This is a genomic window from Micromonospora chaiyaphumensis, from assembly GCF_900091435.1.
In the GTDB taxonomy this organism is placed as follows: domain Bacteria; phylum Actinomycetota; class Actinomycetes; order Mycobacteriales; family Micromonosporaceae; genus Micromonospora; species Micromonospora chaiyaphumensis.
This window is the reverse complement of sequence record NZ_FMCS01000010.1, coordinates 284,374-308,888: the sequence shown is the minus strand read 5'-3', so window position 1 is coordinate 308,888 and position 24,515 is coordinate 284,374. Positions and strand designations below refer to the sequence as shown.

26 protein-coding genes are annotated in these 24,515 nt (G+C 75.3%); 12 read left to right on the top strand and 14 right to left on the bottom strand.

Annotated features, from left to right (window positions below; translation table 11 throughout):
- The first annotated feature begins 259 nt into the window (after positions 1–259).
- Entirely contained in the window at positions 260–1,000 is a 741-nt protein-coding gene (locus GA0070214_RS25575) for a Clp protease N-terminal domain-containing protein (protein ID WP_091268998.1), read from the top strand.
- A gap of 51 nt (positions 1,001–1,051) precedes the next feature.
- Here the strand turns inward: GA0070214_RS25575 and GA0070214_RS25570 are convergent, their stop codons facing one another.
- Together GA0070214_RS25570 and GA0070214_RS25565 are read right to left on the bottom strand one after the other, a co-directional pair.
- On the bottom strand, positions 1,052–1,567 hold the full coding sequence (locus tag GA0070214_RS25570) for a hypothetical protein (protein ID WP_091268996.1): 516 nt from the start codon (positions 1,565–1,567) through the stop codon (positions 1,052–1,054).
- 100 nt (positions 1,568–1,667) lie between these two features.
- Complete coding sequence (locus tag GA0070214_RS25565; RefSeq protein WP_091269050.1) at positions 1,668–1,853, bottom strand: DNA repair protein; 186 nt, start codon at positions 1,851–1,853, stop codon at positions 1,668–1,670.
- A 168-nt stretch (positions 1,854–2,021) separates the two neighbouring features.
- Here GA0070214_RS25565 and GA0070214_RS25560 point away from each other — a divergent pair, with 168 nt between their 5' ends.
- Positions 2,022–2,687 carry a GNAT family N-acetyltransferase gene (locus tag GA0070214_RS25560; protein WP_091268994.1) on the top strand — a complete coding sequence of 222 codons (666 nt, stop codon included), beginning with the start codon at positions 2,022–2,024 and terminating at the stop codon, positions 2,685–2,687.
- A 180-nt stretch (positions 2,688–2,867) separates the two neighbouring features.
- On the opposite strand, the gene GA0070214_RS25555 is transcribed toward GA0070214_RS25560, so the two are convergent.
- The 3 genes from GA0070214_RS25555 to GA0070214_RS25545 are packed head-to-tail and all read right to left on the bottom strand — an operon-like array spanning position 2,868 to position 4,481.
- Positions 2,868–3,575 carry a TetR/AcrR family transcriptional regulator gene (locus GA0070214_RS25555; protein WP_091268992.1) on the bottom strand — a complete coding sequence of 236 codons (708 nt, stop codon included), beginning with the start codon at positions 3,573–3,575 and terminating at the stop codon, positions 2,868–2,870.
- Positions 3,508–4,008: a thiol-disulfide oxidoreductase DCC family protein gene (locus GA0070214_RS25550; RefSeq protein ID WP_091268990.1), complete on the bottom strand. Its 501-nt coding sequence runs from the start codon at positions 4,006–4,008 to the stop codon at positions 3,508–3,510. The genes GA0070214_RS25555 and GA0070214_RS25550 overlap by 68 nt, the downstream gene beginning before the upstream one ends.
- Positions 4,005–4,481 (bottom strand): hypothetical protein, encoded by a 477-nt coding sequence (locus GA0070214_RS25545; RefSeq protein ID WP_091268988.1) that lies wholly within the window; start codon positions 4,479–4,481, stop codon positions 4,005–4,007. Before GA0070214_RS25545 ends, GA0070214_RS25550 begins: the two co-directional genes overlap by 4 nt.
- A gap of 135 nt (positions 4,482–4,616) precedes the next feature.
- Here GA0070214_RS25545 and GA0070214_RS25540 point away from each other — a divergent pair, with 135 nt between their 5' ends.
- Positions 4,617–4,979 carry an STAS domain-containing protein gene (locus GA0070214_RS25540; RefSeq protein WP_091268986.1) on the top strand — a complete coding sequence of 121 codons (363 nt, stop codon included), beginning with the start codon at positions 4,617–4,619 and terminating at the stop codon, positions 4,977–4,979.
- Positions 4,980–4,985: 6 nt separating this feature from the next.
- On the opposite strand, the gene GA0070214_RS25535 is transcribed toward GA0070214_RS25540, so the two are convergent.
- Both GA0070214_RS25535 and GA0070214_RS25530 read right to left on the bottom strand, forming a co-directional pair.
- Positions 4,986–6,182 (bottom strand): PP2C family protein-serine/threonine phosphatase, encoded by a 1,197-nt coding sequence (locus GA0070214_RS25535; RefSeq protein WP_091268984.1) that lies wholly within the window; start codon positions 6,180–6,182, stop codon positions 4,986–4,988.
- A gap of 36 nt (positions 6,183–6,218) precedes the next feature.
- Positions 6,219–7,670 (bottom strand): glycoside hydrolase family 3 N-terminal domain-containing protein, encoded by a 1,452-nt coding sequence (locus tag GA0070214_RS25530; protein ID WP_091268981.1) that lies wholly within the window; start codon positions 7,668–7,670, stop codon positions 6,219–6,221.
- A gap of 123 nt (positions 7,671–7,793) precedes the next feature.
- On the opposite strand from GA0070214_RS25530, the gene GA0070214_RS25525 reads away from it, so the two are divergent.
- Entirely contained in the window at positions 7,794–8,969 is a 1,176-nt protein-coding gene (locus GA0070214_RS25525) for an ROK family transcriptional regulator (RefSeq protein ID WP_091268979.1), read from the top strand.
- Between the two features lie 112 nt (positions 8,970–9,081).
- Here GA0070214_RS25525 and GA0070214_RS25520 read toward each other — a convergent pair whose 3' ends face one another.
- Together GA0070214_RS25520 and GA0070214_RS25515 are read right to left on the bottom strand one after the other, a co-directional pair.
- On the bottom strand, positions 9,082–10,092 hold the full coding sequence (locus tag GA0070214_RS25520; RefSeq protein WP_091268976.1) for an ABC transporter permease subunit: 1,011 nt from the start codon (positions 10,090–10,092) through the stop codon (positions 9,082–9,084).
- Positions 10,089–11,093, bottom strand: a complete 1,005-nt coding sequence (locus tag GA0070214_RS25515) for an ATP-binding cassette domain-containing protein (protein WP_091268974.1) — start codon at positions 11,091–11,093, stop codon at positions 10,089–10,091. The genes GA0070214_RS25520 and GA0070214_RS25515 overlap by 4 nt, the downstream gene beginning before the upstream one ends.
- Before the next feature lie 75 nt (positions 11,094–11,168).
- Between GA0070214_RS25515 and GA0070214_RS25510 the strand changes: the two genes are divergently transcribed.
- Together GA0070214_RS25510 and GA0070214_RS25505 are read left to right on the top strand one after the other, a co-directional pair.
- Positions 11,169–12,065, top strand: coding sequence for an ABC transporter ATP-binding protein (locus tag GA0070214_RS25510; RefSeq protein WP_208602893.1), 897 nt, complete (start codon positions 11,169–11,171; stop codon positions 12,063–12,065).
- 19 nt (positions 12,066–12,084) lie between these two features.
- Positions 12,085–12,984 carry a ribokinase gene (locus GA0070214_RS25505; RefSeq protein ID WP_091268968.1) on the top strand — a complete coding sequence of 300 codons (900 nt, stop codon included), beginning with the start codon at positions 12,085–12,087 and terminating at the stop codon, positions 12,982–12,984.
- A gap of 2 nt (positions 12,985–12,986) precedes the next feature.
- On the opposite strand, the gene GA0070214_RS25500 is transcribed toward GA0070214_RS25505, so the two are convergent.
- The gene (locus GA0070214_RS25500) at positions 12,987–13,955 is read right to left on the bottom strand and encodes a helix-turn-helix domain-containing protein (protein WP_091268965.1); all 969 of its coding nucleotides are present in this window, start codon (positions 13,953–13,955) and stop codon (positions 12,987–12,989) included.
- Between the two features lie 71 nt (positions 13,956–14,026).
- On the opposite strand from GA0070214_RS25500, the gene GA0070214_RS25495 reads away from it, so the two are divergent.
- Positions 14,027–14,479, top strand: a complete 453-nt coding sequence (locus GA0070214_RS25495) for a rhodanese-like domain-containing protein (protein ID WP_091268963.1) — start codon at positions 14,027–14,029, stop codon at positions 14,477–14,479.
- A gap of 5 nt (positions 14,480–14,484) precedes the next feature.
- On the opposite strand, the gene GA0070214_RS25490 is transcribed toward GA0070214_RS25495, so the two are convergent.
- Positions 14,485–15,213, bottom strand: a complete 729-nt coding sequence (locus tag GA0070214_RS25490; protein ID WP_091268961.1) for a hypothetical protein — start codon at positions 15,211–15,213, stop codon at positions 14,485–14,487.
- A gap of 72 nt (positions 15,214–15,285) precedes the next feature.
- A complete protein-coding gene (locus GA0070214_RS25485; protein ID WP_091269048.1) occupies positions 15,286–15,768 on the bottom strand; it encodes a DUF6232 family protein in 483 nt (160 codons plus the stop codon).
- Positions 15,769–15,839: 71 nt separating this feature from the next.
- Between GA0070214_RS25485 and GA0070214_RS25480 the strand changes: the two genes are divergently transcribed.
- Positions 15,840–16,271 (top strand): nuclear transport factor 2 family protein, encoded by a 432-nt coding sequence (locus GA0070214_RS25480; protein ID WP_091268958.1) that lies wholly within the window; start codon positions 15,840–15,842, stop codon positions 16,269–16,271.
- On the opposite strand, the gene GA0070214_RS25475 is transcribed toward GA0070214_RS25480, so the two are convergent.
- Positions 16,217–16,735, bottom strand: coding sequence for a DUF6232 family protein (locus tag GA0070214_RS25475; protein WP_091268956.1), 519 nt, complete (start codon positions 16,733–16,735; stop codon positions 16,217–16,219). The genes GA0070214_RS25480 and GA0070214_RS25475 overlap by 55 nt on opposite strands.
- A gap of 105 nt (positions 16,736–16,840) precedes the next feature.
- Between GA0070214_RS25475 and GA0070214_RS25470 the strand changes: the two genes are divergently transcribed.
- The 4 genes from GA0070214_RS25470 to GA0070214_RS25455 all read left to right on the top strand — a co-directional run bounded on the left by GA0070214_RS25470 (position 16,841) and on the right by GA0070214_RS25455 (position 21,274).
- Complete coding sequence (locus GA0070214_RS25470) at positions 16,841–17,614, top strand: enoyl-CoA hydratase-related protein (RefSeq protein ID WP_091268954.1); 774 nt, start codon at positions 16,841–16,843, stop codon at positions 17,612–17,614.
- Between the two features lie 107 nt (positions 17,615–17,721).
- Positions 17,722–19,344 carry an acetolactate synthase gene (locus GA0070214_RS25465; protein WP_091269047.1) on the top strand — a complete coding sequence of 541 codons (1,623 nt, stop codon included), beginning with the start codon at positions 17,722–17,724 and terminating at the stop codon, positions 19,342–19,344.
- A gap of 155 nt (positions 19,345–19,499) precedes the next feature.
- Positions 19,500–20,465, top strand: a complete 966-nt coding sequence (locus GA0070214_RS25460; protein ID WP_091268952.1) for an ATP-binding cassette domain-containing protein — start codon at positions 19,500–19,502, stop codon at positions 20,463–20,465.
- A complete protein-coding gene (locus GA0070214_RS25455; RefSeq protein WP_091268950.1) occupies positions 20,462–21,274 on the top strand; it encodes an ABC transporter permease in 813 nt (270 codons plus the stop codon). The genes GA0070214_RS25460 and GA0070214_RS25455 overlap by 4 nt, the downstream gene beginning before the upstream one ends.
- Here the strand turns inward: GA0070214_RS25455 and GA0070214_RS25450 are convergent.
- The gene (locus GA0070214_RS25450; RefSeq protein WP_091268948.1) at positions 21,258–24,509 is read right to left on the bottom strand and encodes an ATP-binding protein; all 3,252 of its coding nucleotides are present in this window, start codon (positions 24,507–24,509) and stop codon (positions 21,258–21,260) included. The two genes, GA0070214_RS25455 and GA0070214_RS25450, sit on opposite strands and share 17 nt — an antisense overlap.
- Positions 24,510–24,515: the final 6 nt, after the last annotated feature.

Below are 24,515 nucleotides of genomic sequence, written 5' to 3'. Positions count from 1 at the left end.
CTGAAGCAGGTCGACGGCTGGCAGGACATGCCGCTGACCGAGGCCGCCCAGACCGTGCAGGTCTCGGCCTACCCCGACGCCTACGCCCAGTGGGAGCAGCAGGCCGCCGACATCGTCGGCCAGTACTGGAACAGCTGACCCACGCAACGAACCGCTGGCCGGCACCCCGAACAGGGGGTGCCGGCCAGCGGCGTTTCCGGAGCCGGAAGATCGTCAACCAGTGGTTGACGGTGTGTTGGCGTCAACCTATGGTTGACGCATGACGGAAGAAGTAGAGCCGCTGAAGATGAACCACCCGGTACGCCTCGACGAGCTGATCGAGGGCATCAAGAAGGTGCACGGCGACGCCCTGGACCAGCTCGCCGGCGCCGTCCTGGTCGCGGACCACCTGGGCGACCTCGCCGACCACCTGATCGGGCACTTCGTCGACCAGGCCCGCCGGTCGGGGGCGTCGTGGACGGACATCGGCCGCAGCATGGGCGTGAGCAAGCAGGCCGCCCAGAAACGGTCGGCCGCGAAGGCCGAGACGGCCGCTGCCCTCGACCCGAACGCCGGGTTCGGCCGGTTCACGCCGCGTGCCCGCAACGTGGTGGTGTCCTCGCAGGAGGAGGCGCGTGCCGCCGGCAACGCCGAGATCACACCGGCGCACGTGGCCCTGGGCCTGCTGGCGGAGCCGGAGGGGCTCGCCGCCGCGCTGATCGTGGCGCGGGGCGTACCCCTGGAGCGGCTGCGGGAGGCGGTCACGGCGACCCTGCCGGCGAAGGCCGAGACGGTCCCCGACCTGATCCCCTACGACGCGCGGGCCAAGAAGGTCCTGGAGCTGACCTTCCGGGAGGCGCTGCGGATGGGCCACAACTACATCGGGACCGAGCACATCCTGCTCGCCCTGCTCGAGGAGGAGGGCGGCGACGGCGTGCTCACCGGGCTCGGGCTGGAGAAGACCGCCCTGGAGCACGCGGTGGAGGGCGCCCTCGCCGAGATCACCCGCAAGCGAGCCTGACCGCACCGTGCCGGGCACGCGCCACGGGGGCGCGTGCCCGGCGCGGTGGCGTCAGGCGCCGGGGAAGCCGTAGCGGGCCGCGTGCTCCGGGTCGGCGGGGTCGACCTGCCGGATCCCCGCGTCGGCGAGGCGCTTGTTCACCTCGTCGAGCTGCTCGCGGACCAGCCGGGCCTCCTCCTCGGTGACCCGGCCGCGGTGCGGCTTGCCGGCGTGCTCGATGGTGCCGTAGTCGATCTTCTCGGCGGTGCGCCGGGCCTTGGGCGGCTTGACCCGCTCGGCGGTACGCAGCAGTTGCGCCATCGGCACGTCGGTCGCCATCGCGTCGAACTCGCTGGCGGTCAGCACCACGCGACGCGGCTCGCCGCCGCCGTGCCGGTCGTGGATCTCCACGACGGCCACGTCCAGCGCCGCGTCGTCGATGCTCTCCACCTCGAGCGGGGTGGCGTCGAGTTGCACGGGCCCGGCGACGAGGTCCGGGTGCTCCAGCACGACGACCTTGACCACCTCGTCGTCGGGGCGCAGCACCTGGCCGCTGAAGTCGGAGACGTGGATCGTCTTCTTGCCCATGCGCGGGGTTTCTCCTGTGGTTGGCCGGAATTCGGGACCACAAGACGGTACCGGACAGGTGTGCGAAAGCTCGGTGCGGAGCGCCCCGGTGTGTCGGGCGTCAGCGGGCGGTGAGGCCACGCCGGGTGGAGGCGCCCGCCGGCAGCGCGTTCAGCTCGGCCCAGGAGAGCGACCTGCGGCGCGCCCCCCGGTAGTCGGCCTGCGCCGGGAACCGCCCGGCGGCCTCGACGGCCTGCCAGCGCTGCTCGGCGTCCTGCTGGTACCGGTCATTCGGCTGATTCGGCATGACCATTACCGTCCCAGAGAAACTTGTACATGTATGGAAATGAATATGACGCGGGATCGATGGCTCCGGTTCCCGCGGTGCCGCTGATGTTCTGAACCGTCTACCCGGCCGCCGGGCGCCTCAACCAACTCTCGCACCGGATCCGGCGCCGCGGCGTACCATGATCACGTGCTCGACCGGCGGTTGTTCCTGCACCTGGCGACCTGGTTGGGGCAGTGGCCGGCAGGCCCCGGGTTGCACGTGGTCCGGTCGCACCGGCGCGCCCGGCCGGCCTGGGACGGGCGGCTGCGCCCGGCCGTCGCCGTCGCGTCCCCGGAGTGCGCGCTCCTCTCGGTGCCGCCGGACCGGGCCGCCGTGGTCCGGGACCTGATCCGGGAGCGGCCCGGCGACGAGCTGCTGGCCGCCCTGCCGGCGGCGGTCGGCACGCCCGAGTTCACCACCCACGCCGGGCTGTTCCGGTGGAGCACCGCGCCGGCGCCGCTGCCGGACGCCGGTGAGTGGGTGGCGCCGGCCACCCCGGGCCTGCCGCCCTGGCTGCGGCTGTTCGACCGCGAGGTGCTGGTGGTCCGGGACGGCGACGGGGCGTACCTGGCCGGCGCGGGGATCAAGCGGCACGACGCGTACGGGCACGAGCTGGCCGTGGGCACGGCACCGGCGGCGCGGGGGCGGGGGCTGGCCCGGCGGCTGGTGGCCCAGGCGGCGCGGCGCGTGCTGGACGAGGGCGCCGTGCCCACCTACCTGCACAACCACGACAACCACGCCTCGGCGCGGGTGGCCGAGGCGGCCGGCTTTCCCGACCGCGGCTGGACCTCGTACGGGGTGTTCCCGCGCTGACCGGGCGGCGCGAACCGTGGATCCCGGGCCGGATCCACGGTCCGCGGCCTGTCCCCCCAGGTCCCGACCCTGGTAACGCTATGTGTCGGTCCCGTGTCGAGCAAGGGGTGAGGAGCGGATGACCCCTGTCCGGTTGCGGACTTGAGCTGGGGTTCGGCCCGGCGATGGCGCTCGCGGCGGTCAGTGACGCAGCGTGTGGATCAGGGTGACCACCTGGCGGGTCACGGGGCGCAGCACCCGGAGCCGGGACAGCCCCACGAGCCGGTCGACCAGCGGGACCGCGCCGTCGATGAGCTGGCGGGTCTTGGCCTGGCCGGGGGAGCGGTCGTGCACCCAGTAGAGCACCACGCCCATGTAGCCGAGCCAGAGCAGCTCGGGCAGCTGCTCGCGCAGCTCGTCGTCCACCCTGGCGGCCGAGCCCTCCAGCACCTCGCGGAAGAGCGCGACCGAGGCGTCGCGCGGGCCGGACGACTCGGCGGAGAACGGGCTGAGCGGCGAGGTGGGCTCGGCCGCCGTCTTGAAGAAGGCGGCGGCGAACGAGTGGTACGGCGTCAGCACGTCCACCCCGGCGTGCAGCACGGCGGCGAGCCGGGCCGCGAAGTCGCGCTCCCGCGCCAGCGCCGGCGCGGCGACGAGCCGGTGCTCCCGCTGGGTGTCCGCGTAGAACTCCTGGATCAGGTGTTCCTTGGAGCCGAAGTAGTAGTAGGCGTTGCCCACCGCCACGCCGGCCTCCTGGGCGATGGCACGCATGGTGGTGCGCGCGTACCCCCGCTCGCGGAACAGCCGCATGGCGGTGTCCAGGATCAGCTGGCGGGTCTGCTCACCCCGGGCCGTCGCCCCGGTGCTCGGGCCACCCGCAGCGGTCGTCGGCGCAGTCTGCTCGGTCATCGTCGTCACCGTATCCCGGGTCCGGCCAGGGTTCCCGGACCAGCTCGCGGACCGCGGAGGCGGTCGTCACCACCCGCCGGGCCAGTGGCAGCAGGTGCGGCCGGGCCAGCCGCTCGGCCGTGTGGCGGTGGTCGGCCAGCGCCCAGAGGCAGGCGAACCAGGCGCCGTCGCCCGCGTAGACCGCGCCCGTGTCGGCCACCACGGTCAGGTCCCGCAGCGTGGCGTCGTGGTCGAGCCCGGGGAAGCGCCGCCGGGCCTCGGCCGACCCGGCCGGCAGGAACTCCAGGGGTACGAGCTGGGCGCGCGACGCGAGCCACTGCCGGGCGGCCCGGCACAGCGGGCAGTGCGCGTCGTAGAGGACGGTGAACCCGCGGATCCCACCGGCCCCGTGCCCGGTGGGATCCGTCGGGCGCCCGCCCGGGGCGAGCGTCATCGAGGCGGGGCGGGCGGCGCCTGCCCCGGTGTCGGGCCGGCCGGCGGTGCGGTCGGGGCGACCGGCCGGGGGCCGCCCTGCGGCGGGAGGTAGCCGACCGGGGCGAGCGGCGGCTGGGCGGCCACCTGCTGGCGCAGCCGCCCGCGCCGGTAGCGGCCCAGCGCGAAGACGTTGAAGAAGTGCAGCGCGCCGAGGACCAGCAGCACCCAGCCCACCTTCATGGAGAGCTGTTCCAGCGCCTGGCTGGTGGTGCCCACCGGGTCGGCCTCCTTCATGGCGACCGTGACGTAGCCGAGGTTGAGCAGGTAGAAGCCGACCACCAGCAGGCTGTTGACCGCGTCGGCCAGCCGCTTGTCGGCGAAGACGTCCTCCAGGAAGACCAGCCCGTTGCGGGCGAGCGCCCGGGCCACCCACACGGTCAGCCCGATGCTGACCGCAAGGTAGGCCAGGTACATCCAGACCTTCACGTCCATCCCCGTCGCCTCTCTTGAACACGTTCAAATCGAAGTCGGGCTCAGCGTACGACAGATTTTGAACGCGTTCAAGTACGCCGACCGCGTGCGGGCCGGTATGGTCGCGACGGCGTTGGCGGAGCGGACGGGCGGATCATGGAGATCGGTACGGGGGACGCGGGGGCGGGGCGGCTGGTCCTCAGCCCGGTCGGCGACCTCGACATGGCCGGGGCGCCGGCGTTCGACCGGGCGCTCGACGGCGCGCTGGAGCGCCCCGACCTGCTGGAGATCGTGGTCGACCTCGGTGGCGTCGCCTTCCTCGACTCGACCGGCGTGGCCGCCCTGCTGCGCGGCGCCGCCGAGGCGGTCGGTCGCGGCGCGACCCTCCGGGTGACCGACCCGCAGCCGCTGGTGGCCCGGGTTCTGCGGATCACCGCGGTCGACGTCCTGCTCGGCTGGCCGGGCGGACGCGACGACGACGGCTCCGCCGTGGAACCCGGCTGGCGCCGCCTGCGCTGAACTGCCTCAGGGCTCCATCCGGGCCGCCGCCGCGCCGGACCACTCCACCAGCACCATGGTCGCGTCGTCGCGGGAAGCGGTGCCGCGGTGCGCGGCCACGGCGCGGCTCAGCCGGCGCAGCGTCTCCGCAGCGGGCAGCTCCGAGCCGATGAGCCGCTCGGCGAGGTCGGCCAGCCGGGGCAGCCCGAACATCTCCCCGGCCGCGTCGCGGGCCTCGGTCACGCCGTCGGTGTAGAGCAGCAGCCGGTCCTCCGGCTCCAGCCGGGCCTCGCCCGGCTCGCCGCCGGGCAGGTTCAGACCGAGCGGCGGGCGCCGGCCGCCGGTCAGCGCGCGTACGGCCCGTCCCCGGCGCAGCAGGACCGGTGCGGGGTGCCCGGCGTTGACGTACCGGACGCGGCCGGTGTCGATCTCGACCTCGGCCAGGACGGCGGTCACGAACCGCCCGTCCCGCCACTGACTGAGCAGGGCCGCGTCGACCGCGGCGACCTGCTCGGCCAGCCCGCCGCCGGTGCGCCGGGCGGCCCGCAGGGCGGCGAGCGCGACCGACGTGGTCAGCGTGGCGGGCAGCCCGTGCCCCACCCCGTCCAGCACCGCGAGCGCGAGCCGGCCGTCGTCCAGCGCGTAGTCGAACGCGTCCCCGCCCACCTCGTAACAGGGCTCCAGGATCGCGCTGACGACGGCCGTGTCGGTGGCGAAGGTGAGCGGCGGCAGCTGCTGCCAGAGCAGCTCGGCCGAGACCGCCATGGGCCCGCTGCGCCGGACGCGCTGCAGGCCGTCGCCGTACGCGGACTTGCTGGCCACCAGGTGCCCGATGAGCCCGGCGATCGTCTGGCAGCCGTCGCGGAGGGCCGGGTCGTCCGGGTCCGCCCCGGCCGGCAACCGGACCTCCAGCAGGCCCAGCCGCTCGGTGCCGTCGACCACCGGCACCCAGAGCCGGCCGTCGTGCCCGGCCCGCACCCGCACCTCGGTGTAGGCACGGCCGGGCAGGCTCGTGTCGATCGGCAGCGGCTCCGGCAGCGGGCGACCCGCCTCGGGAAGCGGGCGCAGCAGCTCCTGCTCGACGTCCACCAGGTAGGTGGTCACGGCCACGCCGAGGTGGCGCACCGCCTCGGTAACCGCCGTGGACAGCGCGTCCGGTGGCACCCGGTGGGACCGGGAGGCCAGGTCGGCCAGCGCCCGGTGCCAGGGCTCGGTTGCGCTCATCCGACCCGAGTACCCCGGAACGCGGCCGGGCAGACCTCAGCCGGCCAGGCCGAGCACCTGTGCCGCCGCGCGGCCGTTGGCGTGGCTGGCGCCGTACGTGGTGACGAAGGCTCGTGCCCCGGTCGGCCGCCAGTCGCCCGGCCAGCCCATCTCGACAACGGTCACCGGGTGCGTGGCGGCCAGCGCGTCGACCAGCTCCCGGGCCCCGGGCAGCCGGTGCAGGTGGCGGCCGACCAGCACGACGGGCCGGTCCCCGGCGAGCCGGCGCAGCGCGTCCGGGTCGGTCTCGCCGGCGACCGCGCGGACCACCTCCGCCGCGGCCAGGTGCGGGCCCAGCCCCCAGGGCACCCGCCCCTCGGCGATGGTGGAGGGGGCGTGCACCTGCACCACGAGCGGCGCGGTCAGGCCGGTGACGTCGCCCTCGACGCGCACCGCGCGCAGGGCGGCGGCGTAGCCGAGGCCGTCCGGGGTCCCGGTCGCGGAGCCGCCCGCACCGGTCCAGGCCGCCAGCTCGGCGGCCCGGCCGGCGGCCTCCTCGACCCGGGCCCGGTCCAGCCGCCCGTCGGTGAGCGCCGCGACGATCTCCTCGACGACGTGCTCCACCAGGTCGGCGTCGACCTTGGCGCCGATGCAGAGCAGATCCGCGCCGGCGGCCAGGGCGCGGACCGCGGCCGGTCCCACCCCGCCCGCGGCCAGCGCGGCACCCTTCATCTCCAGCGCGTCGGTGATGACCGCGCCGGCGAAGCCGTACTCGGTGCGCAGCAGGTCGACCAGGACCGCCCGGCTGAAGGTGGCCGGACCGTCGCCGGTCAGCGCGGGCACCCGGATGTGAGCGGTCATGACGGCGCGTACCCCGGCGTCGACCACGGCCGCGAACGGCGGCAGGTCACGCTCGCGCAGCACGGCCGGTGGCACGTCGACGGTGGGCAGCTCGTAGTGGGAGTCGGCGACCGTGGCGCCGTGGCCGGGGAAGTGCTTGGCGCAGGCGGCCACCCCGGCGGACTGGAGCCCGACGACCGCGGCGGCCGAGTGGACGGCCACCCGGACCGGGTCGGCGCCGAACGAGCGGGTGCCGATCACGGGATTCTCGTCGGCGGTGTTCACGTCGACGGTCGGGGCGAGGTCGAGGTTGATGCCGAGGGCGGCCAGTTCCGCGCCGATCGCCGCGTACACCTGGCGGGTGAGGGTCGGGTCGTCGACGGCGCCGAGGGCGGCGTTGCCCGGGTACGGGCTGCCGGTGGCGTGCGCCAGCCGGGTGACGTCCCCGCCCTCCTCGTCGATCGCGATGAGCACGTCCGGGCGGCCGGCGCGCAGCGCCGCGGTGGTCGCCGCGACCTGGGCCGGGTCGTGGATGTTGGTGCCGAACAGGGTGTGCCCGGCGAGCCCCTCGGCGAGCAGGTCGACCGCCCAGTCGGGCGGGACCGGGCCGGGGTACGCCGCCAGCAGCGTGCCCAGCGCGAGCCGGCGGAGTCCTGGATCCAACCCCACGAGTATCCCCTTTCCCTGCCGGGTCGTCCGACGGCCCCGGATCGAGGTGGCCGATACGCTAACGGACACCCCTCGGCAGGCGTTTTGTGGTTAGCAAACTTTACTGAAAATAAAGGACGTGGCATGAGTGCGACCCGGCTGCCCGGCACCCCCCGACTGTTGCGGGCGCTCAACGACCGCGCGGCGCTGGAGCTGCTGCTCGAGCAGGGGCCGTTGACCCGGGCGCGGATCGGCGAGCTGACCGGGCTCTCCAAGGTCACCGCGTCCCAGCTGGTCGAACGGCTGGAGGAGCGCGGCCTGGTCACCCGGGTCGGCGAGCAGGCCGGCGGGCGGGGCCCGAACGCCCAGCTCTACGCGGTCCGCCCGGGCAGCGCGTACGTGGTCGGCGTGGACGTCGGCGCCGAGCGGGTGGTGGCCGCCTGCGCCGACATCACCGGGGCGGTGGTCGGCCGCGTCGAGCAGTCCACGAAGGACACCGACGACCCGGTCGGCGTGGTGCACAACGCCGTGGTCCAGGCGGCCAGCAGCGCGGGCGCCGAGCTGTCCAGCGTACGGCGGATCGTGCTCGGCACCCCGGGCCTGGTCGACCCGGGCACCGGCGACATCACCTTCGCGTTCAACCTGCCGCGCTGGCACAGCGGCCTGCTCGCCGCGCTCCGGGAGGACCTGCACACCCCGGTGGTCTTCGAGAACGACGTGAACCTCGCCGCCGTGGCCGAGGCGCAGTCCGGCGCGGCGCAGGGCACGGCGGACTTCGTGCTCGTCTGGCTGGACGCCGGTGTGGGTCTGGCCATCATGCTTGGCGGGCGGCTGCACCACGGCAGCAGCGGGGCGGCCGGCGAGATCGGCTACCTGCCGGTGCCCGGCGTACCCATCCCGCGCGACGTGTCGAAGCGGGCCAAGCCGGCGTTCCAGCAGCTCGCCGGTGCCGACGCGGTCCGTGCGGTGGCCGCGGAGCACGGCTTCGCGGCGGACGGCGCGGCCGACGCGGTGCGCGCCGCGATCGCCGCCGGCACGGCGGGCGGCCCGATGCTGGACGAACTGGCGCGCCGGCTGGCGCTGGGTGTGGCGAGCACCTGCGTGGTGCTCGACCCACCGCTGGTGGTGCTGGCCGGCGAGGTGGGGCAGGCCGGCGGCGCGGCGCTGGCCGAGCGGGTGCAGCACGAGGTCGCCGCGATCACGCTGGTCCGGCCGCGGGTGGTCAGCACCGGGCTGACCGAGGAGCCGATCCTGCGCGGCGCGCTGCGCACGGCCCTGGACGCGGTGCGCGACGAGGTGTTCGGCTCGACGGTCGGCTGACCGCCGGCCCGTCGTCGCCCCGGCCGCCATGTGAAGGAATTCTTCACGAGGTGATGGAACTCTGCAAGGAGTTGCCGGTGCGGCCCGCGATCACGGGCCGCACCGGCGCCCCTCAGATCAGGTCGCGACGGCGGAACGCCGTGAAGGCTCCCACCGTCAGGGCGGCGGTCAGGGCGAGCAGGACCACCAGGCCCGGCGCCCAGCCCAGCGAGTAGTAACCGTCGCAGAAGCCCGCGATGTCGCCGGAGCAGGCGTCGTTGTCCCAGAACCGGGCCTCGCCGCTGAGCCAGGCGGCCAGGTAGCTGGAGAGCATGAACCGGTCCGGGCGGGTCACCGAGAGGATCTGGAACACCAGCCGCGCGCCCAGCTCCCACACCACCAGGTAGGCGGCCACCGTGCCGAGCGCCGCCGAGGTGTGCCGGCCGAGCGTGGCCAGGGCGAAGCCGAGCGCCGCGGCGAGCAGCACCAGCACCAGCCCGCGCACCCAGACGGCCGCGAGCGACGACCAGAACGCGCCGCCGATCCGGCCGGTCAGCCCGGACGCCTCGCCGATCAGCCAGAACACCCCCAGGTAGACCACCGACGCCAGCGCGGAGAGCCCGAGCAGCCCGCCGAGCAGCGTGCCCAGCTTGGCGCCCAGCACCGCGAACCGGCGCGGCCGCCAGAGCAGCAGGTTGACCACGCCGCCCGAGTTCAGGTCGGCGCCGATGTAGGAGGCGCCGACCAGGAACCCGAACATGGCCAGGAACGCGATCAGGAAGTAGAGCAGCGGCTCCGCCTCGTTGGCGAAGACGAACACCCCGCTCAGGTAGTCGGAGGCGCTGGGCAGCTTGTCCATGAGGGCCGGGTCGATCTGCGCGCAGTCCCGGGGCAGGTAGTCGTTCTCGTCCGGCGTCACGGTGCCCGCCTTGATGCGCAGGCAGCGGTCGTGCGCCAGCTCCAGGTTGCGCACCTCGTCGGCGGCCTGCGTCTGGGCCCGGCTCAGCTCCACCGGCGTGGGGCGGTGCGAGCCGGCCAGCGTCGTCGCCACGGTCAGCGCGAACGCGACCGCCAGCAGCAGCACCATGAGCTGCACGAAGCGGCGGGCGGCCAGCCGCTCCAGCTCGGCACGGACCAGGTTCACGCGTCCACCTCCCGGCTCTCCCGGACGTCCAGGTCGATCACTCCGTCGTTGGGCGGTGCGCCGTCCACCTGACGGGGCAGCGCCGGGTGCGGATGGTCACCGGTCAGCTCCAGGAAGACGCTCTCCAGGTCCGGCCGGAGCGGGGTCAGCTCGCGGACCCAGAGGCCCTGCTCGCCCAGGGTGCGGCTGATCAGCTCGGGGTCGACGACCCCGGTCACCACGAGATGGTCGTGGTACGGGATGACCGCCAGGCCGGCGCGGCCGAGCAGCTCCACGGCCCGCTCGGGTTCGGCCACCCGTACCTGCCACTGGTGCTGGTCGAAGCCGGCCAGCACCTCCGCCACCGGCCCGTACGCGACCCGCCGGCCCCGGCTGATGATCGTCACGTGGTCGCAGATGAGCTGGATCTCGGCCAGGATGTGGCTGGAGAGCAGCACGGTCACCCCGGCCGCGGCGAGCGACCGGGTGAGGTCGCGCATCTCCCGGATGCCGGCCGGGTCCAGCCCGTTCGCCGGCTCGTCCAGGATCAGCAGCTGCGGGTCCTTGAGCAGCGCCGACGCGACCGCCAGCCGCTGCTTCATGCCCAGCGAATAGCCCTTGACCCGCTCGTCGCCCCGGTCCCGCAGGCCGACCTGCTCCAGCACCTCGTCGACCCGGGCGGTGGGCACGCCGCCGGCCAGGGCGAGCAGCCGCAGCGTCTTGTGGGCGGTGAAGTTGCCGAAGAACTGCGGGCTCTCCACGATCGCGCCGACCCGCCCGGCCACGTCGGCCAGCCGCTCCGGGGACTCGGCCCCGAGCACCCGCATCCGGCCCGCGTCGGCCCGGACCAGCCCGAGCAGGGCGCGCAGCGTGGTCGTCTTCCCCGAGCCGTTCGGGCCGAGGAAGCCGTGCACCTGGCCGGCCTCGACCAGCAGGTCGAACCCGTCGACGGCGATCCGGCGGCCCTGACGCAGGGTGTGGAACGTCTTGCGGAGACCGGCGATCTCGATGACCGCGCTCATCCGCACGCCTCCCGGCAGCGGTCGGGCATGAGGCGTCCTCCCGGAGTGGTGACCAACGACACGGCGCCCCACCCTATGGCGACGACGACGCCCGTGGGGGGCACCAGGCCGGCTGCGTGGTTGGATGGACCGGTGACTGGTGACCTGATCCCCGGCGCCGCCGGCGCCCCCGCCCCCGCACCCGTGGACGCGGATCTGGTGGTCAGCCTCGACGGTGTCGGCGTCCGGCGCTCCGGCAACGCGCTCCTGCAGGACGTCGACTGGCGGGTCGAGCTGGACGAACGCTGGGTGGTGCTCGGCCCCAACGGCGCCGGCAAGACGACCCTGCTCAACCTGGCCGCCGGCCGGCTGCACCCGACCACGGGCACGGCCCACGTGCTCGGCGAGCGGATCGGCCGCACCGACGTCAACGAGCTGCGGACCCGGATCGGTCTCTCCACCGCCACGCTCGCCGAGCGGATCCCCACCGACGAGCGGGTCACCGACGTCGTGGTGACCGCGGCCTGGTCGGTGGTGGGGCGCTGGCGGGAGAGCTACGACCGCACCGACGAGGCGCGCGCCCGGGCGCTGCTCGGCCAGCTCGGCATCGCGCACCTCGCCGAGCGCACGTTCGGCACGCTCTCCGAGGGCGAGCGCAAGCGGGTGCAGATCGCCCGCGCCCTGATGACCGACCCGGAGCTGCTGCTGCTCGACGAGCCCGCGGCCGGGCTGGACCTGGGCGGCCGCGAGGACCTGGTGGGCCGCCTCGCCGAGCTGGCGTACGACCCGGACGCCCCCGCCATGGTGCTGGTGACCCACCACGTGGAGGAGATCCCGCCCGGCTTCACCCATGCGCTGCTGCTGCGCGAGGGGGGCGTAGTGGCGCAGGGCCTGCTCGCCGAGACGCTCACGGCCGACAACCTGTCGAAGACGTTCGGCCTGCCGCTGGTCGTCGCGCGGGCCGGCGAGCGCTGGACCGCCCGCGCCGCCTGAGCCCGACGGAGGCTACGCCGTGCAGCAGACCCGGATCGCCGTGGTGGGCAGCGCCAACATGGACCTGGTCGGCACCGCCGCCGCGCTGCCCCGGCCGGGGGAGACCGTGCTCGGCGACGACTTCGTCATGCTGCCCGGCGGCAAGGGCGCCAACCAGGCCGTCGCCGCCGTGCGGGCCGGCGCGTCCTGCGTCTTCCTCGGCGCGATCGGCTCGGACGCCTTCGGGGTGACCCTCCGGGCCCGGATCACCGCGGCCGGCGTCGACACCGGCCACCTCCGGGTCGTGTACGGCTCGTCCGGCGTCGCCCTGGTCATGGTCGGTGGCGCGGGGGAGCACGCCATCCTGGTCACCCCCGGCGCCAACGAGGCGTTCACCGGCCCCACCGAGGACGAGCTGGCCGCCGTACGCGAGGCGGACGTGCTGGTCGCGCAGCTGGAGGTGCCGGTCGAGACGGTGACCGCCGCGGCGCTGGCGGCCCGGTCGGCCGGCACCCGGGTGGTGCTCAACGCGGCGCCCGTCCGGCCGGTGCCGGCGGAGCTGCTGGCCGCGACCGACCTGCTGGTGGTCAACGAGACCGAGGCGCGGGCGCTCACCGGCCGGGGCCGGGACGAGCCGGAGGCGCTGCTCGCGGTGGTGCCCCGGGCGGTGCTCACCCTCGGCGGCGACGGCGCCTGGTACGTCGAGCGCGACCGGCCCGCGGTGCACGTGCCCGCCGTGAAGGTCGACGTGGTCGACTCCACCGCGGCCGGCGACGCCTTCACGGCAGCCCTGGCGGTGGCGTGGGGCGAGGGGCGCGAACTGGTCGAGGCGGTGCACTGGGCGGCGGCGGCCGGGGCGGCCTGCGTCCGCAAGCTGGGCGCCTCGGTGGCGCTGCCCCGCCGGGTGGAGATCGACGAGCTGTTCAGCCGGCCGGTCTGACCTCAGGCGGCACCGGCGCGGAACGCCCGCCGGTAGGCCGACGGCGAGGTGCGCATGGCCCGGCCGAAGTGGTGCCGGTAGGTGACCGGGCTGTCGAAGCCCACCGCCCCGGCGATCTCGGCCACCGGCGCGTCGGTCGTCTCCAGCAGGGCCAGGCTGGCCCGCACCCGCTGGTCGATCAGCCAGCGGATCGGGCTGGTCCCGGTGGCCCGGGCGAAGTGCCGCAGGTAGCTGCGGGTCGACAGGTGGGCCTGCCGGGCCAGCGCCGCCACGGTCAGCGGCTCGGCCAGGTGGCGCACCGCCCAGGCCAGGCTCGCGGCGATCCGGTCGTCGTCCGGGTCCACACTCACCGGCGCCTCGATGAACTGGGCCTGCCCGCCGTCGCGATGCGGCGGGATGACCAGCCGCCGGGCCACCGCGTTGGCGACCGCCGCGCCGAAGTCGCACCGGACCACGTGCACGCAGAGGTCCAGCCCGGCGGCGCTGCCGGCGCTGGTGAGGATGTCGCCGTCGTCCAGGTAGAGCACGTCGGGGTCGACCGCCACCGCCGGGTGGCGGCGGGCCAGCAGGTCCGCGTACCGCCAGTGGGTGGTGGCCCGCCGGCCGTCGAGCAGGCCGGCGCCGGCCAGCGCGAAGGCGCCCGAGCAGATGGACATGAGCCGGGCGCCCCGGCGGTGCGCGCGGCGCAGCGCGGCCACCAGCTCGGGCGAGGGGTCGACGGTCACGTCCGGCACCCCGGGCAGGATCACCGTGCCCGCCGCGGCGAGGGTCTCCAGGCCGTACGGGGTGTGCAGGGCGGCCCCGCCGACGACCGGCACCGGGCCGGGGCGCTCCGCGCAGACGGTGAGCCGGTACCAGTCGACCTCCAGCTCGGGCCGGGGCAGCCCGAACACCTCGGTCACGATGCCGGTCTCGAAGACCGACATCCCCGGGTACGCGAGCACCGCCACGGTCCGGTCGACGGAGGTCATGGCGGGATGTTAGCGAAGGACGGCGATCACGCCACTCCCGGCGGCGGCGCGACGGGCCGCAGGATCGGGGCATGACCTTCTCCGTGCCGCCGGCCGACCCGGCCACCGCCGCCGCCCACTTCCGCGCCCGACTCAGCTTCGAGACCGACGTCAGCGACGTGCACGCCGCGCTGGAGGCGGGCACGCCCGGGCTGGTCGTGGTCGACTCCCGTGGCGACGCCGCCTGGGAGCAGGGCCACCTGCCGGGTGCCCTGCACCTGCCCACCGCCGAGATCGCCGCCCGGGCCGCCGACCTGGTGCCGGCCGGGTCGACGGTCGTGACGTACTGCTGGGGGCCGGGCTGCAACGGCGCCACCCGGGCGGCGCTGGAGTTCGCCCGGCTCGGCCGGCCGGTGAAGGAGATGCTCGGCGGCTTCGAGTACTGGGCGCGGGAGGGGCTGCCGGTGGTCACCCCGACCGGCACGGTGCGCCGCCGGGCCGACGAGCTGACCGCGCCCCGGTCGGCGGTCGCCTGCGACTGCTGACCGGGTCAGTCGACCGGCTCGTCGGTGAGGCGCTCGCCCCGGCGGCGCAGCATGCCGAGCCCGGGGATGCCGGCCACCGCCAGCTTGAGGTCCCGGGTGACCGCCAGCAGGTCGTGCAGGTCCGGACCCACCCGGTCCAGGGTGGCCAGGATCGGCAGCACGTCCGAGGTCAGGTGCTCCTTCAGCTTCGGCAGCTCGTCGACCAGCCGGATCGCCGCGGTCACCTCCTCCGGGCTGAGCTGCTCGACGAACCGGGTCGCCATGGGCGCGGCCCGGCGCAGCGCCGGCTCGTACGCCCCCAGCAGCTCCGCCGCGGTGCCGGCCGCCTCCTCGGCGGCGACCACCGTGCCGGCGGCCCGGGCGGCCACGGCATCGGCCTCGACGACCAGAGCGCCGGCCGCCCGGGCCACCCGGTCGGCCTCGCCCACCACGGCGGCGGCGGCCGTGGCGACGCCGGTGGCGGTCTCGATCGCCTCGGTGGCGGCGGCGCTGATCACGCCGACCTCCCGGACCGCCGCCTCAGCGTCGTCGAGCACCCGGTCGGTGCGGTCCAGGGTGCCCTCGATCCGGTCGACCACCCCGTTGATCCGGCGCAGCAGCGTCTCCACCTCGTCGAGCACCGCGAAGGCGCGGGCCGGCACGGCGGCGAACGCGGCGGCCGAGCCGAACGCCTGGTCCAGGGCGGAACGGGTGAGCCCGACGACGGCGCCGGGACGGGGGAGGGGAATCGCCATGCCACCCAGTGTGCGTCCCACCGGCCAACGCCGCCCGGTGGCGGCGGCGCGGCCACTGTCACATCCCGGCCGTCAGCGGCGGTCGCCCTGCTGCTCGACGGCCCGCTGGACGGCCCGGTAGATCTGCCCGAACCGGAGCGCGTCGGGCGTGCGCAGCAGCAGCACCTCCCGCCCGTGGTGCTGCACCCACAGCTCGTGCACCCGGTTGCCCCGCTCGTAGGAGCGGTCCAGCCAGCCGAGCGGCACCTCCAGGAACGGGGTGAGGGCCAGCCCGACCACCACGAACGCGGCCAGGATGACCAGCGCGAGCTTCCAGTCGCCCCGGTCCTGCGCGGCCCAGGCCAGCGAGAGCACGCAGACCAGCGCGACGAGCGGCGGCAGCGACAGCAGCAGGACCAGCACGCCGCGCCCCAGGACCCGGCCCCGGACCGCCAGGGTGGTCGCGCCACGGGCGTGCCAGACGTACGTGACGTCGGCGAGCGCGACGACGTGCCCGCCGGCGTGGATGGCCTGGGAGGTGACCTGTACCGCGTCGTCCCGGTAATAGAGGGTCATCATTCAGCCTAACCACCCGGAGTCCAGTGTGGGCGGTGCGAGGGCGCGGGCCGGCGGGTTAGCCTCCGGGCATGGTGGACCGGGACGGGGGCGGCGCGGCCCGCACCGAGCAGGAGCGCAACGTCGAGGTGGTCCGGCGGTATCTGCGGACCTTCGTCACCAAGGACCTGGCCGAGCTGGCCGAGGTGGTCGCCGAGGACGTGGAGATCTACGGCTCGGGCGCTGCGGTGCGCGGCCGGAGCTATCCGGAGGCGGCCGTCTCCTCGCCCGGGTTGACCGTGCTCGACCAGCAGATCCTGGAGATCTTCGCGGCGGAGGACCGGGTGGTGGTCTCGATGGCGCAGACCTACCGGCGGGACGCCACCGGTGCCACGACGGTGCAGAGCGCCTGCAAGATGTACCGGCTGGCCGGCGGCCGCATCGTCCAGTTCTGGGGCGAGCAGGACACCTACGGCCTGCTGCGCGGCCTCGGGCTGCTGCCCGACGTGCCGATCGCGTTCTGACGCCGCGCCGGCTGGTTGCCCTCCATGGCCCGCTGCACCGCCCGGTAGATCTGGCCGAACCGCAGCGCGTCGCCGGTGTGCAGCAGCCGCACCGGCCGGCCCCGCCAGCGCGCCCACATCTCCAGCTCCCGGCTGCCCCGGGCGTAGGAGCGGTCGAGGTGTTCGAAGAGCACGTCGGCGAGCGGACCGATGCCGAGGCCGACCAGCACGGACGCCCCGACGATGGCGATCGTGACCACGGCGGAGCGGTGCAGCCAGACCGCCAGGCCGATGCCGAGCACGGCGGCCACCAGCGGGCCGGCGAGGGCGGCCCCGATCGCGCCCCGGCCGGCGAGCACCCGCCAGGAGCGGTTGCCCCGGCGGTGCCACACCATGCCGAGCTCGGCGAGGGGATAGCTGCGCCCGTCCACCCGGACGGCGGTGGAGGTGACCTGGACCGAGCGGTCGTCGTAGTAGGTGATCATGGCCTCACTCCCGGCGCGACCTGGAGTCGTCGATACCACACTGTCTACCCCAACGACCCTGGTCGTAAGGTTGGCACGCGACTTCGACGAGGAAGTGAGGGCAGCGTGGGCGAGTTCGTCAGGCTGGAAGTGAAGGACGGCATCGGCACCATCCGGCTGGAGCGGCCGCCGATGAACGCGCTCAACACCCAGGTGCAGGAGGAGTTGCGCGCCGCCGCCGCGGCGGCCACCACCGACGCCGAGGTCCGCGCGGTCATCGTGTACGGCGGGGAGAAGGTCTTCGCGGCGGGCGCGGACATCAAGGAGATGGCCGACATGTCCTACGTGGACATGGCCGACCGGGCCGCCGACCTGTCCAGCGCCCTGGGCGCGATCGCCCGGATCCCCAAGCCGGTGGTCGCCGCGATCACCGGGTACGCCCTCGGCGGCGGCTGTGAGCTGGCCCTGGCCTGCGACTGGCGGATCGTCGCCGAGGACGCCAAGCTCGGCCAGCCGGAGATCAAGCTCGGCATCATCCCGGGCGCCGGAGGCACCCAGCGGCTGGCCCGCCTGGTCGGTCCGGCCCGCGCCAAGGACCTCATCATGACGGGCCGGATGGTCGACGCCGAGGAGGCGCTGCGGATCGGCCTGGCCGACAGGGTGGTCCCGGCGGCCGAGGTCTACGAGGCCGCCGTCGCCTACGTGAAGCCCTACCTGACCGGACCGGTGCAGGCGCTGCGGGCGGCCAAGCTCGCCGTCGACGGCGGCCTGGACATGGACCTCAACTCCGGCCTGGCCTGGGAGAGCCAGCTCTTCGCGGCGCTGTTCGCCACGGACGACCGGCGCGAGGGCATGGCCGCGTTCGTCGAGAAGCGCAAGCCGGGCTTCACCGGCCGCTGATCCGCCGGTCCGGGTCGGCGGCCCGTCCGCCGCCGACCCGAGAACGGTTCACATCCCGCTTACCGGCCAGTAGCGTGTGACTCCGGTCATGACGAAGGGGAGTGGCGATGACGGAACGGGTCGAGGGGCACGGCGGCGAGCTGGCGCTCGCGGCGCTGCGCGCGCACGGCGTACGGGAGATGTTCACCCTTTCCGGCGGGCACGTCTTCCCGCTCTACGACGCCGCGCACCGGACCGGCTTTCCCATCTACGACGTCCGGCACGAGCAGTCCGCCGTCTTCGCGGCCGAGGCGGTGGCGAAGCTCCAGCGCCGCCCCGGCCTGGCCGTGCTCACCGCCGGCCCCGGCGTCACCAACGGCGTCTCCGGCCTGACCAGCGCCTTCTTCAACGCCTCGCCGGTCCTGGTGCTCGGCGGCCGGGCCCCGCAGTTCCGCTGGGGCTCCGGCAGCCTCCAGGAGATGGACCACCTGCCGCTGGTCGCCCCGGTCACCAAGCACGCCGAGACGGTGTTCAGCGCCGACGACGTCCCCCGTGCCGTCACCGCGGCCCTCACCGCCGCGCTCACCCCGCACCGCGGCCCGGCCTTCCTCGACTTCCCCCTGGAGGCGGTCTTCTCGGTCGGCGACGCCGACCTGCCCGCGGTCACCCCGCCCGCCCCGATCGAGGCCGACCCGGACGAGGTGGCGAAAGCCGCCGCCCTGATCGCCGGCGCGTCCCGGCCGGTGATCATCGCCGGCTCCGACGTGTACGCGGGCGACGCCGTCGAGGCGCTGCGCGCCGCCGCCGAGTCCCTCCAGGTGCCCGTCTTCACCAACGGCATGGGCCGGGGCGCGCTGCCGCCGGAGCACCCGCTCGCCTTCGCCAAGGCCCGCCGGGTCGCCCTCAAGGGCGCCGACGTGGTCGTGGTGGTCGGCACGCCGCTCGACTTCCGGCTGGCCTTCGGCGACTTCGGTGACGCGCGGGTGGTGCACGTCGTGGACGCGCCCAGCCAGCGGGCCGGGCACGTCGAGCCGGCCGCCAGCCCCGCCGGTGACCTGCGGCTGATCCTCACGGCGTTCGCCGGGCACCCCGGTGACCGGGCCGACCACGCCGACTGGATCGCCCAGCTGCGCACCGCCGAGGACGCCGCGAAGGCGCGCGACGCGGAGGAGATGGCCGCCGAGACCGACCCGATCCGCCCGGCCCGGGTCTACGGCGAGCTGCGCAAGGTGCTCGCCCCCGACGCCATCACGATCGGCGACGGCGGCGACTTCGTCTCGTACGCCGGGAAGTACCTGGAGCCCGCGCAGCCCGGCAGCTGGCTCGACCCCGGCCCGTACGGGTGCCTGGGCACCGGGATGGGCTACGCCATGGGTGCCCGGGTCAGCCACCCCGACCGGCAGATCTGCGTGCTCATGGGCGACGGGGCGGCCGGCTTCTCGCTCATGGACGTGGAGTCCCTGGCGCGCCAGCGGCTCCCGGTGGTGATCGTGGTCGGCAACAACGGCATCTGGGGCCTGGAGAAGCACCCCATGCGGGCCATGTACGGCTACGACGTGGCCGCCGACCTCCAGCCCGGCCTGCGCTACGACAAGGTGGTTGAGGCGCTCGGCGGCGCCGGCGAGACGGTGGAGAAGGCCGCCGACCTCGGCCCCGCCCTGGCGCGCGCCTTCGACGCCGGCGTGCCGTACCTGGTCAACGTGCTCACCGACCCGTCCGACGCGTACCCCCGCTCGTCGAACCTGGCCTGACTCCGACGCCGCGACCGCCGTTGCCCGGGTGACCGGCGACGGCGGTCGCGGCGTTCTGCCCGGAGGCGAAAATCAGCGGTCTGTCAGCGGTTGTCGCCGTACCGTCAGCGCCGTCGCTCAAGGTGGGGTGACCAGCGAGAACGACGGGAGTTCCGATGACGTACGCGATCCGCGCGGAGGGTCTGGTGCGCCGCTTCGGCGCCACCACCGCGCTGGCCGGGGTGGACCTGGCCGTCCCCACGGGGACGGTGTTCGGGCTGCTCGGGCCGAACGGGGCGGGCAAGACCACCGCGGTCCGGGTGCTGGCCACCCTGCTCGCCGCCGACGAGGGGCACGCCACCGTGGGCGGCTACGACGTCCGCCGCGACGCCCACCGGGTGCGCCAGCTGATCGGCCTCACCGGTCAGTACGCCTCGGTGGACGAGAACCTGACCGGCACCGAGAACCTGCTGCTCATCGGCCGGCTGCTCGGCCTGTCCCGGGCCGACGCCCGGGCCCGCGCCCGGGCGCTGCTGGCCGACTTCCAGCTCAGCGACGCCGCCGAGCGGGCGGCCAAGACCTACTCCGGCGGCATGCGCCGCCGGCTCGACCTGGCTGCCAGCCTGGTCGGCCGCCCGCAGGTGCTCTTCCTCGACGAGCCCACCACGGGCCTCGACCCGCGCAGCCGCAACGAGCTGTGGGACATCGTGCGCACCCTCGTCGCCGACGGGGTGACCGTGCTGCTCACCACCCAGTACCTGGAGGAGGCCGACCAGCTCGCCGGCGAGATCGCGGTGGTCGACCACGGCCGGGTGATCGCCCAGGGCACCCCGGAGGAGCTGAAGGCGAAGGTGGGCGGGCAGGTGCTCGCCGTCCGGCCGGTGGACGCGGCCGACCTGCCCACGGTGCTCGCCGTCACCGGCGAGGTGGCCCGGGCCACCCCGGAGGTGGCCCACCAGACCGTCACCGTCGGCGTCAGCGACCCGGAGGTGCTGCCCGCGGTCGTCCGCCGCCTCGACGACGCCGGGGTACGCGTGGCCGAGCTGGCCCTGCGGGGCTCCAGCCTCGACGAGGTCTTCCTCTCCCTCACCGGCCACCGGGCCGAGGAGGCCACCCCCACCCTGGAAGGGAGCCCGGCATGACCACCCTCACCGCCACCGCGTCCCCGGTCGGGCCGGCCCGCCGGCCGGGAGTTCTCGCCGGCCTGCGGCACACCCTCACCCTGGCCTGGCGCAGCCTCGTGCAGATCAAGCACAACCCCATGGAGCTGCTCGACCTGAGCGTCCAGCCGGTCATGTTCGTGCTGCTGTTCACGTACGTCTTCGGCACGGCGATCTCCGGCTCGCCCGGGACGTACCTGAAGTTCGCGCTGCCCGGCATCATCGTGCAGACCGCCCTCTTCGCCACCATGACCACCGGGTTCGGCCTCAACCAGGACCTGACCAAGGGCGTCTTCGACCGGCTCCGCGCGCTGCCGGTGGCGCGGTGGGCGCCGCTGGCCGGCCGGATCGTCGCCGACACGGTCAAGCAGGCCTGGTCCCTGGCGCTGCTGCTCGGCATCGGCATGATCCTCGGGTTCCGGCTCGGCAACGGCGTGGCCGGGCTGCTGGGCGCACTGGTCCTGCTGCTCGTCTTCTCGCTGGCCGCGTCCTGGATCTCGGTGCTGGTCGGGGTGCTGGTCAGCGAGCCGGACAAGGTGCAGATCTTCGGCTTCACGGTGATCTTCCCGCTGACCTTCACGAGCAACGTCTTCGTGCCGACCGACCAGATGCCGAGCTGGTTGCAGCACTGGGTGGAGGTCAACCCCGTGACGATCCTGGCCGACGCGCTGCGTGGGCTGCTGGTCGGCGGGCCGGTGGCCGGGCCGGTCGCGCAGTCGCTGCTCTGGGCCGCCGGGATCCTGCTGGTGTTCGCCCCGCTGTCGGTGCGGGCGCTCAGGCGTCGAGTGTGACGGCCACGGCCTCGGCGGCCGTGTCCCAGCGGTAGGCCTGCCCGCCCGCGTACGCCTCGGCGAAGCCCGCCTCGCCGAGCGCGTCGCGGGCGGCCGCCTCCACCCGGGCACGGTCGAGCACCGTGTGGTCGGGGCCGCCCCGGATCCCGGTCGCCGCACCGAGCAGCCGTGCGGCGGCGGCCGGGCGGTCGAGCCGCAGCGCCAGGTCGGCGTAGCCGACCAGCACGGCCGCGACCACAGGGGCGTCCTGCGACCCGACGGCCAGCTTCAGGGCCTGGTCGTGCCGGGTGCGGGCGGAGACCAGCTCGCCGTCGTCGGCGTCCAGCACGGCCAGGGTGGAGGCGTTGAGCGCCCGCCACTGCGGGGCGATCGAACGGTCGCCGAGCAGCCGGGCGCTCTCGGTGAGGCAGGCCCGCGCCCCGGCACGGTCGCCCTCGGCGCGCAGCAACTCCGCCTTGCCGCACGCGAGCGCCGCGCGGGTCTCGTCCGACCCGGAGACCTCGGCCTCGTGCACCGCCCGGTCCAGCTCCGCCCACGCCCGGTCGCGGTCGCCGCGCCGCCACAGGTTGTGCGCCAGCCGCAGCCGCATCTCCGGCACGTCCTCGCGGACGCCCAGCTCCTCGAAGTAGGTCATGGCCTCCTCGTGGTACGCGGTGGCCTGGGCCGCCTCGCCCCGCCGGTCCAGCAGGTCGGCCAGCGAGGTGAGGCTGAACGACATGCCCCACCGGTCGCCGACCCGGCGGTAGTGCGCCAGCCCGGCGCGCAGATCCGCCTCCGCGTCGGCGTCGGGCAGGCCGGCGTTGAGCAGGGCGTGCGCCCGGATCAGCCGGGCGATCCCGGCCACCCACGGATCCGGGTCGTCGAACAGGGCCACCATGGCGGCCGCGGACGGCGGCTGGAAGTGCGCGTCGAACGCCGCCGCGATCGGCCCGGCCAGGCGCAGCAGCGGGTGTTCGTGCTCGCGTCCCCGGGCCAGCTCCGCGGCGCGGTCCAGCCACTCGCGGCTGACCGTGACGTTGTCGGCGTGGGTGGCGGTCAGGTTCAGCGCGGCGGTGGCGAGCGCGAGCGCGGTGGCGGCGGGCGGCGCGTCGGCCACCCCGGGCAGCGCGAGCACCTGGCCGGCCAGGTCGGCGCCCTCGGCGCGCTGGCCGGTCAGCCACCAGTACCAGCCGAGCGCCGCGGCGTACCGGACGGCGGTGGGGGCGTCGCCGGCGGCGATCGCGTACCGGAGGCCGGCGTGCAGGTTGTCGTGGTCGGCCGAGAGCCGGCGCAGCCAGTCCAGCTGTGCCGCGCCGCGCAGCTCCGGCTCGGCCGCCTCGGCCAGGGCCAGGTACTCCGCGGCGTGCGCCCGCCGGACCCGGTCCGTCTCGCCGGCCTCGGCCAGCCGGTCCAGGCCGTACTCCCGGATGGTCTCCAGCATCCGGTAGCGCGGCTCGCCCGTGCCGCCCGCCACCACCAGCGACTTGTCCACCAGCGCGGAGACCTCGTCGACGACGTCCGGGACCGCTCCAGGTCGTGGCGCGGCGGCAGACGCGTCGAGCTGGAGCGGTCGTACGACGGCGCAGACCCGCTCGACCGCCTCCAGGGTGGCGCCGCCGGCGAACACGGCCAGCCGCCGCCACAGCGCGCGCTCCCCGTCGCCGAGCAGGTCCCAGCTCCAGTCGACCACGGCGCGCAGCGTCTGGTGCCGGGGGAGGGCCGTCCGGCTGCCGCCGGTGAGCAGCCGGAACCGGTCGTCCAGCCGGGTGTCCACCTGCGCCGCGGTCATCGTGCGCAGCCGGGCGGCGGCCAGCTCGATGGCCAGCGGCATGCCGTCCAGCGCGCGGCAGATGCGCACCACCGGGCCCACCGTGGCCGCGTCCACGGCGAAGTCCGGGCGCACCGCGCCGGCCCGGTCGGCGAAGAGCCGCACCGCCGGGTACGCCAGCGCGGTCCCCGGGTCCGCGTCGGCCGGGGGCAGGGCCAGCGACTCCACCGGCCGCAGCGTCTCCCCGGTGATGCCCAGCGGCTCCCGGCTGGTGGCCAGCACCCGCAGCCCGGGGCAGGCGGTGAGCAGCCGTTCGGTGAGGTCGGCCGCCGCGTCGAGCAGGTGCTCGCAGTTGTCCAGCAGCAGCAGGACGGTACGCCCGGCGAGCGCGTCGACGAGGCGCCCGACCGGGTCGGCCGGCTCGGCGGCGGCCCGCCCGGCCCGGGCGAGCAGCGCCTGCTCGCGCAGGCCGAGCGCGGCGAGGGCGGCCTGCGGCACCTCGGCGGGGTCGGTTACCGGGGCGAGCGGCACCAGCCACACCCCGTCCGGGAAGCGGCCGGCCACCGCCCGGCCCGACTCGACCGCCAGCCGGGTCTTGCCGGCCCCGCCGGGGCCGGTGAGGGTGGCCAGCCGGAACCGGTCGAGCAGCCCGGCGACCCGGGCCACCTCCTCCTCGCGCCCCACGAAGCTGGTGAGCGTGGCGGGCAGGTTCCCGCGGGCCGGGCCGGCCGGGGCGGGGTGGTCGCCGCGGAGCGGGGCGGCCGCCGGCTCGCCGCGCAGGATCTCCAGGTGCAGGGCGGCCAGCTCGGGGCCGGGGTCGGTGCCGAGCGTGTCGGCAAGGGTGGCGCGGAGCCGCTCGTACTCGGCGAGGGCCTCGGCCGGGTGGCCGGCCCGGTGCAGCGCCCGGATCAGCAGCCCCGCCAGCCGCTCCCGCAGCGGGTGGGCGGCGACCAGCTCGCGTAGCTGCGGCAGCAGGGCGTCCGGCGCCGACCGCGCCAGCCGTGCCTCGGCCAGGTCCTCCGTGGCGGCCAGCCGCAGCTCGGCGAGCCGGGCCACCGGCGCCCGGGCGAACTCGGCGTCGGCCACGTCGGCCAGGGCCGGGCCGCGCCAGAGCGCCAGCGCCTCGGCCAGCCGGCGGCAGCCCTCGGCCGGGTCGTCGGCGAGCCGGGCGCGGCCGGCCCGGACGGCGGCCTCGAACCGGTGCACGTCCACGTCGTCCGGTGCGACGGCCAGCCGGTAGCCGCCGGGCTGCGCCTCGACCGGCAGCCCGGACCGGCGGAGCCGGGAGACCAGGGCCTGGAGCGCGTTCGCGGCTCCGGCCGGCGGCTCGCCCGCCCAGAGCGCGTCGCCGAGCCGGCCGACGGTGACCGTGCGGCCCGGCTCCAGGGCCAGCAGGATCAGCAGCCGGCGCAGCCGGGCACCGCCCACCTCCACCGGCGTGCCGGTGTCGGCGTGCAGCTCCAACGGGCCGAGCAGGCTGATCCGCACGGCGTC